Source organism: Enterococcus sp. LJL128, assembly GCF_056924295.1.
Map to the genome: position 1 here is coordinate 171128 of NZ_JBXPBP010000005.1, position 13491 is coordinate 184618.

16 protein-coding genes are annotated in these 13491 nt (G+C 40.1%); 11 read left to right on the plus strand and 5 right to left on the minus strand.

Going from position 1 to position 13491, the window contains the following annotated elements; all coding sequences use genetic code 11:
- Positions 1-33: 33 nt before the first annotated feature.
- Complete coding sequence (locus AC1Z3K_RS08545) at positions 34-720, minus strand: 2,3-diphosphoglycerate-dependent phosphoglycerate mutase (protein ID WP_426082612.1); 687 nt, start codon at positions 718-720, stop codon at positions 34-36.
- 279 nt (positions 721-999) lie between these two features.
- Here AC1Z3K_RS08545 and AC1Z3K_RS08550 point away from each other — a divergent pair, with 279 nt between their 5' ends.
- Positions 1000-1896 carry a MerR family transcriptional regulator gene (locus AC1Z3K_RS08550; protein ID WP_426082610.1) on the plus strand — a complete coding sequence of 299 codons (897 nt, stop codon included), beginning with the start codon at positions 1000-1002 and terminating at the stop codon, positions 1894-1896.
- 241 nt (positions 1897-2137) lie between these two features.
- On the opposite strand, the gene AC1Z3K_RS08555 is transcribed toward AC1Z3K_RS08550, so the two are convergent.
- On the minus strand, positions 2138-2722 hold the full coding sequence (locus AC1Z3K_RS08555; RefSeq protein WP_426082608.1) for a recombinase family protein: 585 nt from the start codon (positions 2720-2722) through the stop codon (positions 2138-2140).
- A gap of 42 nt (positions 2723-2764) precedes the next feature.
- The gene (gene rpiA / locus AC1Z3K_RS08560; protein ID WP_426082606.1) at positions 2765-3445 is read right to left on the minus strand and encodes a ribose-5-phosphate isomerase RpiA; all 681 of its coding nucleotides are present in this window, start codon (positions 3443-3445) and stop codon (positions 2765-2767) included.
- 331 nt (positions 3446-3776) lie between these two features.
- On the opposite strand from rpiA, the gene rpsL reads away from it, so the two are divergent.
- The 4 genes from rpsL (at position 3777) to tuf (ending at position 8292) form a co-directional block, all read left to right on the plus strand.
- The gene (gene rpsL / locus AC1Z3K_RS08565) at positions 3777-4196 is read left to right on the plus strand and encodes a 30S ribosomal protein S12 (RefSeq protein WP_426082604.1); all 420 of its coding nucleotides are present in this window, start codon (positions 3777-3779) and stop codon (positions 4194-4196) included.
- A gap of 56 nt (positions 4197-4252) precedes the next feature.
- Entirely contained in the window at positions 4253-4723 is a 471-nt protein-coding gene (gene rpsG / locus AC1Z3K_RS08570; RefSeq protein WP_069662405.1) for a 30S ribosomal protein S7, read from the plus strand.
- Positions 4724-4803: 80 nt separating this feature from the next.
- Positions 4804-6888: an elongation factor G gene (gene fusA / locus AC1Z3K_RS08575; protein ID WP_461732483.1), complete on the plus strand. Its 2085-nt coding sequence runs from the start codon at positions 4804-4806 to the stop codon at positions 6886-6888.
- Between the two features lie 216 nt (positions 6889-7104).
- Complete coding sequence (gene tuf, locus AC1Z3K_RS08580; protein WP_426082600.1) at positions 7105-8292, plus strand: elongation factor Tu; 1188 nt, start codon at positions 7105-7107, stop codon at positions 8290-8292.
- 147 nt (positions 8293-8439) lie between these two features.
- On the opposite strand, the gene AC1Z3K_RS08585 is transcribed toward tuf, so the two are convergent.
- Positions 8440-8991 carry a DUF2812 domain-containing protein gene (locus AC1Z3K_RS08585; RefSeq protein ID WP_426082598.1) on the minus strand — a complete coding sequence of 184 codons (552 nt, stop codon included), beginning with the start codon at positions 8989-8991 and terminating at the stop codon, positions 8440-8442.
- Entirely contained in the window at positions 8984-9307 is a 324-nt protein-coding gene (locus tag AC1Z3K_RS08590) for a PadR family transcriptional regulator (protein ID WP_426082596.1), read from the minus strand. Before AC1Z3K_RS08590 ends, AC1Z3K_RS08585 begins: the two co-directional genes overlap by 8 nt.
- A 202-nt stretch (positions 9308-9509) precedes the next feature.
- On the opposite strand from AC1Z3K_RS08590, the gene AC1Z3K_RS08595 reads away from it, so the two are divergent.
- From AC1Z3K_RS08595 to rplB, 6 genes are all read left to right on the plus strand, one after another.
- Positions 9510-10010: a DUF1307 domain-containing protein gene (locus AC1Z3K_RS08595; RefSeq protein ID WP_461732484.1), complete on the plus strand. Its 501-nt coding sequence runs from the start codon at positions 9510-9512 to the stop codon at positions 10008-10010.
- A 566-nt stretch (positions 10011-10576) separates the two neighbouring features.
- The gene (gene rpsJ, locus AC1Z3K_RS08600) at positions 10577-10885 is read left to right on the plus strand and encodes a 30S ribosomal protein S10 (protein WP_010734471.1); all 309 of its coding nucleotides are present in this window, start codon (positions 10577-10579) and stop codon (positions 10883-10885) included.
- A gap of 30 nt (positions 10886-10915) precedes the next feature.
- Entirely contained in the window at positions 10916-11545 is a 630-nt protein-coding gene (gene rplC / locus AC1Z3K_RS08605; protein WP_426082592.1) for a 50S ribosomal protein L3, read from the plus strand.
- A 26-nt stretch (positions 11546-11571) separates the two neighbouring features.
- Complete coding sequence (rplD, locus tag AC1Z3K_RS08610; protein WP_461732485.1) at positions 11572-12195, plus strand: 50S ribosomal protein L4; 624 nt, start codon at positions 11572-11574, stop codon at positions 12193-12195.
- Positions 12195-12485 (plus strand): 50S ribosomal protein L23, encoded by a 291-nt coding sequence (rplW, locus tag AC1Z3K_RS08615; RefSeq protein WP_426082590.1) that lies wholly within the window; start codon positions 12195-12197, stop codon positions 12483-12485. Before rplD ends, rplW begins: the two co-directional genes overlap by 1 nt.
- A gap of 49 nt (positions 12486-12534) precedes the next feature.
- Positions 12535-13365: a 50S ribosomal protein L2 gene (gene rplB, locus AC1Z3K_RS08620; RefSeq protein WP_426082589.1), complete on the plus strand. Its 831-nt coding sequence runs from the start codon at positions 12535-12537 to the stop codon at positions 13363-13365.
- Positions 13366-13491: the final 126 nt, after the last annotated feature.

Sequence of the window (13491 nt, forward strand, 5' to 3'; positions counted from 1 at the left end):
GACTTACTCAGAACGGCGGTTTTTCTTAATTTCTTATAGATAATATTTCTTAGCAACAGTTAAATCATCGTTTAATTCATAAACAAGCGGCTGACCTGTTGGGATTTCTAAATCCATGATATCGTCATCAGAGATACCTTCGATATGTTTAGCTAATGCACGTAAAGAGTTACCGTGAGCAGCAACTAAAACAGTTTTGTTATCTAATAAAGCAGGAGCGATTTCATCTTGCCAAAAAGGTAACGCACGTTCCAAAGTTACTTTCAGGTTTTCTCCACCAGGTACATCACGTTGGTCAAGCATTGCATAACGACGATCGTTTGCAGCAGAACCAGGATCAGTAGTTTCTAATAGTGGAGGAAGTGTGTCATAAGAACGACGCCAGATGTGAACCTGTTCATCTCCGTATTTTTCAGCTGTTTCTTTTTTGTTCAATCCTTGTAATTTTCCGTAATGACGTTCGTTTAAGCGCCATGATTTTACTTGGGGTACCCATAATTGATCTGAGTTTTCTAAAATCAGATTACAAGTCTTGATAGCACGTGTTAATACTGAAGTAAATGCTACGTCAAATTCGATTCCGGCTTCTTTAATTTTGCGTCCGCCTTCTTTTGCTTCTTCGATACCTTCAGGTGCTAAATCTACATCAACCCATCCAGTAAACTGGTTTAATGCATTCCATTCACTAAGTCCGTGACGAGAAAAAACTAATTTTGGCATAATAAGTCTCCTTTGTGTATAGTTTCTGAAAATTTCAGTACGTGCTTATTGTACAACGTTTTTTCGTCAATTTCCAATGAAAATTTTTGAAACAAGCAGAAATTAAGAAAAAATTGCTTCTGTCTCACTATTTATTCGGATTTTAGAGAAGGCAGAGTTTGGACATTTAGTTATGTCCCAAACTTATCTTAAAAAAAGGATGGAAAAGCAAGAAAGGGTTGTAATTGACGTAAGGACAACTGATAGAATAAGGGTAGCAAGAAGCTAGGAGGGATGAAGATGAGTATCTCGATACAAAGACTCGCCAAAGAGCTGGGGGTTACCAGCAGAACAATCAGATATTGGGAGGCTGTCGGGCTGACAACTAGTATTAGGAATCCGGAATCTGGTTGGCGGATGTATTCAATGGAAGAAGTACTAAAGATAAAAATCATACACTGTCTGAGAAGCTGGCATTTCTCAATCAAAGAAGTTTCTCAGTTTTTAGCAGCTCCGTCTTATCGACAGTTGGCTAACTTGACAGATAAAAAAATAAAACAGCAGCAGTTAGAGAAAAAAGAACTATCCGAGGAATTAGATAGACTAGAAAATTTGAAACAATATTTACAAGAATTAATGAAAAATACCGAAGCAGAAAATCATTTAGAATGGGGGGAGAAGCTAATGGACAGATTTAAACGGATTCAAGATAAAGCGGAGCTTCAGGCTGGGAATGAGCTAACCTTTGCCTTATTGCCAGCTATGCGTATGGCCTATACGGTGGTGGTGAATAAAGAGCCTGAAAGTGAAGCGTTAGAGAAAATGCTATTATGGCTGGAAGCAGAAGAACTGCTGGGAACGGCTCGGATTTTTGGCGGGGATATGCCACCGAAAGCTAAAAAGGCTGGGGATCCTTATGGCTATGGTGTCTGTGCATCAATCCCCAAAAATATTCAACTGCCTGGCGACATGAAAGAATTGCTGCTGCCGGGAGGTGTGTATGCTGTTTTTGAAAGTACAGAGAACATTCCTGCGTCATGGGGACAGCTAATGCTGCAGCTTAAGCAAAACAAAGTCTATACCTCAGACCGGTCAAGACTTTGTTTGGAAGAACATATAAAAATAATAGATGAAAAGGGGAATGAAAGCTATCGTCTTCAATTGTTTGAACCAGTAAAGAAAAGAGTAGGCTGTTGAGGAGCTGTTAACGAAGAAAGAGATAAATTATGCCGTGGAAACACAGTGGGCTTTTCATACGCTCCTGTGTTTCCACGGCATTTATGTTTTTTGAACATGAAAATTACCTGTGCATCTGCTAGTTTTTGTCTCTACTCTGATTGGAACAGCAATTATATAGAAATATTCTTCTCCGCCTCAGCAGCTTGCTGAAGTCCGGCATAAAAGATAGAGGTAGACTAGCTAAGTAAACATTGAGCTATTACTTGTTAAGCTGCTCGGTTTCTGCTTCAGAAAGGTTAATATACTTATAACAGGTTCCGATAGAAACCCGGCACTTTGCTGCAATAATTTGAACATTTTCGTGTTTTTCGTAGTACATTTGGCGAATGCGGCGGATTGTTTTAAAATCGATTTTTGGTCGCCCGCCAACCTTGCCTTTTTTGCGGGCATTCGTTAAGCCTACTAATGTCCGTTCTTTGATGAGTTCGCACTCCATCTGAGCTAAGCCGTCCATTAATCTAAAGTAGACGCCGCCTTCAGGTCCACGGGTATCAATGCCTTCTTCAAGGCTGACCAGATGAATTCCGCTCTTTTTGAAAAGCTGAGTCAAATCTGTAAGCTGTCTGGTTGATTTTCCAAGATGATTCAGCCGGCAAATTACAAGGGTATCTCGCTCCTCCAGTGTATCAATCACCGTATCCAGAAGGGAACAGGCTGGGATGTCCCCAGCAGGCTCAAATGTTTCCTGGTAGATTTTGTCACAGCCGTAGTTTGACAAGAGTGAAAGCTGTGTATCCAAATTGCATTCGTTAATGGTTGTTCGTGCATAGCCGATTAAATTCATTATATCTCCCTTCTTCTATGCTTAGCTTTGGATTTTGCGGTATTACTTTTGAGTATTCGGAATAGTCAGCGGACCTTGTTCACGTCCGACAATTACCGTAGAAACAATTTTTAGAAAAAGTCCGTGTTCTACAACACCAACCAGCTGATCCAAATAAGCACCCAAAGCTATTGGATCTTCAATCACATCAAGCTGGAGGTCGATGATGTAATGCCCGCCATCTGTTACCAAAACCTTATTATCAGTTGTCTTTCTCAACGCTGGCTGGTAGCCCTTTTCTTCAAAAAGTCGAAGCAGTTGTTGGCTGCCGTAGGGAATTACTTCTACAGGCAGAGGAAATGCCCCCAGTTTATCTACCATTTTTGATTCATCCACAATCCAGATGTTTTTTTTCGAATAAGAGGCAACAATCTTTTCAAAAAGCAACGCCGCTCCTCCGCCTTTAATTCCGTGGAAATCAGCACTGACTTCATCTGCACCGTCGATAGTCAAATCGACGTAAGGAACATCATCGATGCTTTTCAAAGGAATTCCCAGTTCAGCAGCTTGTCTTTCTGTTGCCTTTGAAGTAGTAACACCAATAATCGACAGGTTTTCTTCTCTGATTCGCCGGCCGATTTCGTCCACCATGTATTTTGCAGTAGAGCCAGTACCTAGACCTACAATCATTCCATCTTCGACATATTTTGCAGCTTCTATTCCGACCATTTGTTTAAGGTTCATTTCAGTGCATGCTCCTTTCGGTTTATCAAAAATATTGTACCGTGGATTCCCAAGAAAAGATAGGAAGATCAACAAGAAAAATTCTAAAAATAACAGAAAGATAAAACTGTGTTTTTTACATTTAAATAGTCAGGAAAAGCTTGACATAGTAGATATATCATGATATTCTAGCGAAGGTGCTTTATGTACAGGTCTCTTTCCGGAGACGTGCTGACTGTCTATCAAAGCATATTTGATAAAGGATGCATAGATGCATTATTTTTTATCGCAAAAAAAGAACCACCTGGATGTGTGGAACTAGAAGCGAATTGAGGAAGGAGGAAAACAAGGAATGCCTACAATTAACCAATTAGTACGTAAACCTCGTAAATCAAAGGTGGAAAAATCTAACTCACCTGCATTGAACAAAGGATATAACAGCTTTAAGAAAGCCCAAACAAATGTGAACTCTCCGCAAAAACGTGGGGTGTGTACACGTGTGGGAACTATGACACCTAAAAAACCGAACTCAGCTTTGCGTAAATATGCCCGTGTTCGTTTGTCAAACTTGATTGAAGTTACAGCTTATATTCCAGGAATCGGACACAATCTGCAAGAGCATAGCGTTGTATTGCTGCGCGGCGGACGTGTAAAAGATTTACCAGGGGTACGTTACCATATCGTTCGTGGTGCGCTTGATACTGCCGGTGTTACAGACCGTAAACAAAGCCGCTCTAAATATGGTACTAAAAGACCTAAAGCTGCTAATTAATTTGACATTAACTGACATATACTATAGAAGAAATATTTCGGAAGGAGGAGTTACGGATGCCTCGTAAAGGTCCAGTTGCAAAACGTGATGTTTTACCAGATCCTATTTATAACTCAAAATTAGTAACTCGCTTAATCAACCGTGTAATGGTTGATGGAAAACGCGGGATTGCTGCTAACATTATCTATAATTCATTTGATATCATCAAAGAATCTACAGGTAACGACCCATTGGAAGTGTTTGAGCAAGCAATGAAGAACGTTATGCCTGTTCTTGAAGTTAAAGCACGTCGTGTTGGGGGTTCTAACTACCAAGTACCAGTTGAAGTTCGTCCAGAGCGTCGTACAACACTAGGTTTACGTTGGGTAGTTAACTACGCACGTCTGCGCGGTGAACATACAATGGAACAACGTCTAGCTAAAGAAATCATGGACGCTGCCAACAATACTGGTGCTTCAGTTAAGAAACGTGAAGACACTCATAAAATGGCAGATGCCAACCGTGCGTTTGCACATTACCGTTGGTAAAATCCTCTCTGCGTGCACATTTACTGACGTAGGAATTGACTTGATATATTTATTTAAACAAGAGAGGAGAACAAATCAGAATGGCAAGAGAATTTTCATTGGAAAAAACTCGTAATATTGGTATCATGGCTCACGTTGATGCAGGTAAAACTACAACAACAGAGCGTATCTTGTATTATACTGGTAAAATCCATAAAATCGGTGAAACTCACGAAGGAGCTTCACAGATGGACTGGATGGAACAGGAGCAAGAGCGTGGGATTACGATTACCTCTGCTGCAACAACTGCACAGTGGAACGGCTACCGCGTAAATATCATCGATACACCGGGACACGTTGACTTCACAATTGAAGTACAGCGTTCGCTGCGTGTACTAGATGGAGCAGTAACAGTACTTGACTCACAATCAGGGGTTGAGCCTCAGACTGAAACGGTTTGGCGTCAGGCAACTGATTATAAAGTTCCCCGTATTGTTTTCTGTAACAAAATGGATAAAATCGGTGCAGACTTCCTGTACTCTGTAAACTCATTACATGATCGTTTACAGGCAAATGCTCATCCAATTCAATTACCAATCGGTGCTGAAGATGATTTCACTGGAATTATTGACCTGATCAAAATGAAAGCTGAAATCTACACAAATGATTTAGGAACTGATATTCAGGAAACTGATATCCCGGAAGATTATTTGGAGTTAGCAACTGAATGGCGTGAAAAATTAGTTGAGGCTGTTGCTGAAACTGATGAAGAATTGATGATGAAATATCTTGAAGGTGAAGAAATTACTGAAGAAGAGTTGAAAGCGGGTATCCGTCAAGCAACAATCAACGTTGAATTCTTCCCAGTATTAGCTGGTTCAGCCTTCAAAAACAAAGGTGTTCAATTGATGTTGGATGCGGTACTTGATTACCTGCCTTCACCACTTGACATCGATGCAATCAAAGGGGTTGACGTTAAGACAGACGAAGAAACTACTCGTCCTGCCGATGACGAAGGTCCGTTTGCATCATTAGCATTTAAAGTTATGACTGACCCGTTCGTTGGTCGTTTAACATTCTTCCGTGTATACTCTGGTGTTCTTGAAAGTGGTTCATATGTATTGAACGCTTCTAAAGACAAAAAAGAGCGTATCGGACGTATCCTGCAAATGCACGCGAATACACGTCAAGAAATTGATAAAGTGTACTCAGGTGATATTGCAGCAGCTGTTGGTCTGAAAGATACAACAACTGGGGATACATTATGTGCTTTAGACGCACCAGTTATTCTTGAATCAATCGAGTTCCCAGAACCGGTTATCCAAGTAGCTGTTGAGCCTAAATCAAAAGCTGACCAAGATAAAATGGGTGTGGCTCTGCAAAAACTTGCAGAAGAAGATCCATCATTCCGCGTTGAAACAAACGTTGAAACTGGTGAAACAGTTATCTCTGGTATGGGTGAGCTGCACTTAGACGTATTGGTTGACCGTATGAGACGTGAGTTCAAGGTTGAAGCAAACGTTGGAGCTCCTCAAGTATCTTATCGTGAAACATTCCGTTCTGCGACTAAAGCAGAAGGTAAGTTTGTACGTCAGTCTGGTGGTAAAGGACAATACGGTCACGTATGGGTTGAATTTACACCAAACGAAGAAGGTAAAGGATTTGAATTCGAAAACGCAATTGTCGGTGGTGTGGTTCCTCGTGAATACATCCCAGCTGTTGAAAAAGGATTAGCAGATTCAATGAACAATGGTGTGCTTGCCGGCTATCCATTAGTTGATATCAAAGCTAAGCTTTACGATGGTTCTTACCATGATGTCGATTCAAATGAAACGGCCTTCCGTGTTGCGGCTTCTATGGCACTGCGCGCGGCTGCTAAAAATGCAAATCCGGTTATTTTGGAACCGATGATGAAAGTAACAGTTACTGTACCAGAAGATTACCTAGGTGATATTATGGGACACGTTACAAGCCGTCGGGGACGTGTTGAAGGTATGGAAGCTCACGGTAATTCACAAATCGTGAACGCAATCGTTCCTTTGGCTGAAATGTTCGGCTATGCAACAACTCTTCGTTCTGCAACGCAAGGACGCGGAACATTCATGATGGTATTTGACCACTATGAAGATGTACCTAAATCTGTACAAGAAGAAATCATCAAGAAAAACGGCGGAAAATCTGAATAATAACTAAGGTCGAGTTTGAAATGCTGATTAGCTGTGGTTGTGACCAAGGCTAGGTGTTTTAAGACGCTAGATATTCAGTTTTGTTTAAAGCTGTATTTGGGACTATGCTTTTTTAGAGATTTCAGGTAAAATAATTAAAGATGATCAGGCGGTCGTAGAGCCGCCTATCAGATATACAAAAAATAAATCATTTGATTTTAGGAGGAACATTTTAAAATGGCTAAAGAAAAATTTGACCGTTCTAAACCCCATGTAAACATTGGTACTATTGGACACGTTGACCATGGTAAAACTACATTAACTGCTGCAATTGCTACAGTATTAGCTAAACACGGTGGCGGAGAAGCTGCCAGCTATGCTGAAATCGATAACGCTCCTGAAGAAAAAGAACGTGGAATTACAATCAACACTTCTCACATCGAGTATGAAACAGACGCACGTCACTATGCGCACGTTGACTGCCCAGGACACGCGGACTACGTTAAAAACATGATTACTGGTGCTGCACAAATGGACGGAGCTATCTTAGTAGTATCTGCTGCTGATGGTCCTATGCCTCAAACTCGTGAGCACATCCTGTTGTCTCGTAACGTTGGTGTACCATACATCGTTGTTTTCTTGAACAAAATGGATATGGTTGATGACGAAGAATTACTTGAATTAGTAGAAATGGAAGTTCGCGATCTATTGTCAGAATACGACTTCCCAGGTGATGACACTCCTGTTGTTGCTGGTTCTGCTTTGAAAGCTCTTGAAGGCGACGCTTCATACGAAGAAAAAATTCTTGAGTTGATGGCTGCTGTGGATGAATACATCCCAACACCAACTCGTGATACTGACAAACCATTCATGATGCCAGTTGAGGATGTATTCTCAATTACTGGACGTGGAACTGTTGCAACTGGACGTGTTGAACGTGGACAAGTTCGTGTTGGTGACGAAATCGAAATCGTTGGTATTCAAGAAGAAACTTCTAAAACAACTGTTACAGGTGTTGAAATGTTCCGTAAATTGTTGGATTACGCTGAAGCGGGAGACAACATTGGTGCATTACTACGTGGTGTAGCACGTGAAGAAATCGAACGTGGACAAGTATTAGCTAAACCAGCTACAATCACTCCACATACAAAATTTAAAGCTGAAGTTTACGTTTTATCAAAAGAAGAAGGCGGACGTCACACTCCATTTTTCACTAACTACCGTCCTCAGTTCTACTTCCGTACAACTGACGTAACTGGTGTAGTTGAATTGCCAGAAGGAACTGAAATGGTTATGCCTGGCGATAACGTAACTATGGACGTTGAACTAATCCACCCAATCGCAATCGAAGACGGAACTCGTTTCTCTATTCGTGAAGGCGGACGTACTGTTGGTTCAGGCGTTGTTACTGAAATCACTAAATAATTCGTTTTAATATAAATAAAACTGATTTGGAAAAATCGGTGTACTCGGACGTAACTCCAGAGGGATTTCCCTCTGGAGTTTTTTTGGTTAATAAAAAAGTATCAGAATCAATCTGATTCTAATACTTCAGGTAACCTTATGCAGTATTTACAATAAAGTGTTTTGTTCGATGATTTTATTTAGCTTTAGATAGTTTCTGACCGCTATTCCAATCGCCAGCAATGCTAAGGATAAGTAAAAAAATGTAAATAAATGTCCCCAGAAAGAACGAGTGTTTATTAAAAAATTTGTCGTATAAACAAATAGGAAAATTAATGTAGGGAAAATAATCAGCCATTGATAGCTCATAATCTTTTTTGCCATTTCCGCTCTGGAAGCAGCATCGTTGAAAATCATATTTTCTTCCATTGCTTCTGATTTTACCTTTCTGAAATAATACCAGCCGTTGAAAGTGAAAAAATGCTCCCATCCGCAGTCTGCGAATAACAGTAGATAGTCCGCCTCGTCTTGTTCTTTTTTCTGTTTAAAATCTAGTTGATAAATATAGTCTTCTGGTTCACACTTTTCAAAAGTATACTGCCAGCCCAGAGCTTTGAAATTAATCATTTTCCAGCCGGCTTTATGCATGGACTGCAGAAAAAGCTCCTCATCAAGGTAGTCGGCTAAGCTAAAAAACTTTCTTATATGTTTTCTATTCATATGATTTCTCTCCTATGCTATTTTTATAAAGCCGTTGAATTCTCAATTTTTCAAGCAGCAAAACTTCTGTTCCTGATTCAGTCAATGCATATATTTTCCTGCGGTTCTCTTCTGCGACTACTTGAATTAATCCGTCTTGTTCCATTTTACTTAAGCTGCCGTACATGGTTCCTGCGCTTATGATAATTTCGTTATCAGTTAGTTCTTTGACAAACTGAATAATACTGTAGCCATGTCTTTTTGACTGTAGGGAATAAAGAATATAAAAGCCGGTTTCTGTCATAGGGCTGTATATCCGCCTGATTTTTTCATCCATCTTTAAAAATTCCCTTCTTTTTATATATCGAACCTCTATATATCGTATCTCTATATTAGGTCAAGAATGAATGTAAGTCAATCCGGTGAAAGGAACAAAATTTTCTATGGCTATTAGAAAATTACTAGCTAAAAAAAGATTGATATATCATAAAAAAAGAATTACGATTGTTAGTAAAGATAAAAATGTAGGGGGGAAGAAAATGAAAAAAGTTTTGAGAAAAGGGTGGCTGCTGCTGCCGCTGCTTCTAATCTGTCTAATTGCAACCGGCTGTTCTATTGGTGGTTCAACGAGTAAACGTAAAAATAGTAATTTAGCTACCACGGTTTTTGAAATGAAACAGGATGGAGTGGAGATGGAAATCATCTATACTCATAATGGGGATAAAGTAGTGAAGCAGGAAACGTATTCTACGATTGAATATGGGCCGTTAAACATCTCTTCTAAAGAAGAGGCAGAGGAAATGTTTTCTTTTGTGAAGGATGAATATGATGTTAAAGGGATTACCTATAAAGCGGATTATCAGGAAGATAAAATGGTTGAAAAGGTCGTTGTTGATTATGAAGTAGCCGACCTTAAAGAAGTGATGACACTTATGGGAACTATTACCGATGGATCAGAAGAAGATAGAGTTGTAAAATATATTAGTATGAAGCAGTCCAAAGAGATGCTGCTGGAACAAGGGTATACAGAGAAGAAATAGAGAATCAACAAACTAATCAAATGAAAAACACTTCCAGAATAAGCGGGAAGTGTTTTTTTGCTCGAAACAGCTAAAAGAAAAAATAGGGTAGAAGCTTTTTGAAGAAATACCGATTAATATTATAGTAGTAATCGAACATGATTGCTAAAAACCAGAGGGATATTAAAATCAGCGGGAAGTTTGGCTAAACTACTTATAGAAGTTAAAAGAAGGAGTCGCTGGATTTATAAGGCTGAAATAGTATGAGAGTGATGTGACTGTATTGATCTAGAAGAAGAAATCAAGCGTAAAATTGAATAAATAAGTAGAGAAAAAATATAAAATGAAAATCATGAAAATAAATCTGAAAACCTTGAAAAAAACCTTGCTATCTCGGCTTTTCTGTAATATAATGATAAAGGTGCTGTTTACAGGAGTGTGAAAAGCACTGGTAAATCTGAAAAAGATTTTACCGGCTAGGAAACGAGAGGTTGCGACACGCCCGGACGCTTTGCCATGGACGAGCGTGACGGAGATTTTCGTGGAGCCATGTCTACTTTTCAAAATAGGCGAAGGAGGGAAACAAGATGGCAAAACAAAAAATTCGTATCCGTTTAAAAGCGTATGAACATCGTATTTTAGATCAATCAGCGGATAAAATCGTAGAAACTGCAAAAAGAACTGGAGCTGGCGTATCTGGTCCAATTCCATTACCAACTGAACGCAGTCTTTACACTGTTATTCGTGCGACACATAAATACAAAGATTCACGCGAACAATTCGAAATGCGTACTCACAAACGTCTGATTGACATTGTGAACCCAACACCAAAAACAGTTGATGCTTTAATGAAGCTTGACTTACCATCTGGTGTGAACATTGAGATCAAACTATAATAAAAAAAACAAGATGATGGAGGTGTACTCATGACCAAAGGAATCTTAGGGAAAAAAGTCGGAATGACGCAAATCTTTACAGAATCTGGTGAGCTGATCCCGGTAACAGTTGTAGAAGCTACTCCTAATGTAGTACTACAAGTGAAAACAACTGGAACAGACGGCTACGAAGCAATTCAAGTCGGGTACCAAGACAAACGTGAAGTGTTAGCGAACAAACCTGCGAAAGGTCATGTTGCAAAAGCAAACACGGCTCCTAAGCGCTTCATTAAGGAATTCAAAGATGTTGAGCTGGGAGAATATAAAGTTGGAGACGAAATCGCTGTAGATGTTTTCCAAGCAGGAGACATCGTTGATGTTACAGGTACTACGAAAGGTAAAGGATTCCAAGGGGTTATCAAACGCCATGGACAAAGCCGCGGACCAATGTCTCACGGTTCCCGTTACCACCGTCGTCCTGGGTCAATGGGTCCAGTTGCACCAAACCGTGTGTTTAAAAATAAAAAGCTTGCCGGCCGTATGGGTGGCAACCGCGTAACAATTCAAAACCTTGAAATTGTTAGAGTGGACGCAGACAAAAACGTAATTCTGATCAAAGGAAACATTCCTGGATCTAAAAAATCATTAATCACAATCAAATCAGCTGTAAAAGCTAAATAATCGTGTAGGAAAGGAGGAACTAAGGAATGCCGAATGTAGCATTATTTAAACAAGATGGAACTCAAAATGGTGAAATCACTTTAAACGAAGAAATCTTCGGAATCGAACCAAATGAAAGTGTTGTATACGATGCAATCATCATGCAGCGCGCTTCATTAAGACAGGGAACACATGCTGTGAAAAACCGCAGTGCTGTTCGCGGCGGTGGCCGTAAGCCATGGCGTCAAAAAGGAACAGGTCGTGCCCGTCAAGGTTCAATCCGTTCACCACAATGGCGTGGAGGTGGCGTAGTTTTCGGACCAACACCACGTTCTTACAGCTACAAACTTCCTAAAAAAGTTCGTCGTTTAGCAATGAAATCTGTATTGTCAGAAAAAGTTGCTGAAAGTAATCTGGTAGCAGTTGAAGGCTTGAACTTCGATGCACCAAAAACAAAAGAATTCAGACAAGTTCTTGGTAATTTGTCTATCGATACAAAAGTATTGGTGGTTCTTGAACCTGAGAATGACTTTGCAGCATTATCTGCTCGTAACTTGCCAAACGTAACAGTTGTCACTTCAGACAACATCAGCGTATTGGATATTGTTTCAAGCAAAAAAATGCTAGCAACGCAAACTGCTCTTACTCAAATTGAGGAGGTGCTTGCATAATGAACTTACTAGACGTAATCAAACGCCCGGTAATCACTGAGAAATCAATGCTTGCTATGGACGAACAAAAATATACGTTCGAAGTAGACGTTCGCGCGAACAAAACTTTAGTGAAACAAGCTGTTGAAGCTGCGTTTGACGTAAAAGTTAAAAACGTGAATATCATCAACGTGCGTCCTAAATTCAAACGCATGGGCAAATATGCAGGATATACTAAAAAACGTCGCAAAGCTATTGTGACATTGACTGAAGATTCAAAAGGAATTCAAATTTTCGAAGCTGCTGAATAAAAGCAGAACCTGAGATAATGATCGAAGTAAAGTAGGAGGGAAACAAGACGTGGCGATTAAAAAGTACAAACCTACCACAAACGGCCGTCGTAATATGACTAGTTCTGATTTCGCTGAAATCACAACTTCTACACCAGAAAAAACATTACTACAGCCGTTAAAAAATCATGCTGGTCGTAACAACAACGGTCGCATTACTGTTCGTCATCATGGTGGCGGACACAAACGCCAATACCGCGTGATCGACTTCAAGCGTAACAAAGACAACGTTGTTGCAACTGTTCAAACGATCGAGTACGATCCGAACCGTTCAGCTAACATTGCATTAGTACACTATGAAGATGGAGTGAAAGCTTACATCTTAGCACCTAAAGGATTGGAAGTTGGAACAAAAATCGTTTCCGGTCCAGAATCAGACATCAAAGTTGGGAACGCACTGCCGTTGAGTAACATTCCAGTCGGTACTGTTGTTCACAACATCGAAATGAAGCCAGGTAAAGGCGGACAATTAATCCGTTCAGCTGGTACAAGTGCACAAGTACTTGGTAAAGAAGGTAAATACGTATTGATCCGTCTGAACTCAGGCGAAGTTCGTATGATCTTGGCAACTTGCCGTGCAACAGTCGGTTCAGTTGGTAACGAGCAACACGAACTAATCAACATCGGTAAAGCCGGTCGTTCTCGCTGGATGCGCAAGCGTCCAACTGTACGTGGTAGCGTAATGAATCCTAACGATCACCCACACGGTGGTGGTGAAGGTAAAACTCCAATCGGACGTAAAGCTCCAGTATCACCTTGGGGTCAACCAGCATTGGGTTACAAAACTCGTAACAAAAAAGCCAAATCCGACAAACTTATCGTTCGTCGCCGTACTAAATAATCTATATAAATTTTGTGAAAGCTACATTACACGAAACGTGTCTTTTGCTAAAAACAAAAGAGATAATAATAGAGATTGTTTATTTAACAAGATTTATATTTTTGACCATGTGTCGTACATTTTGAG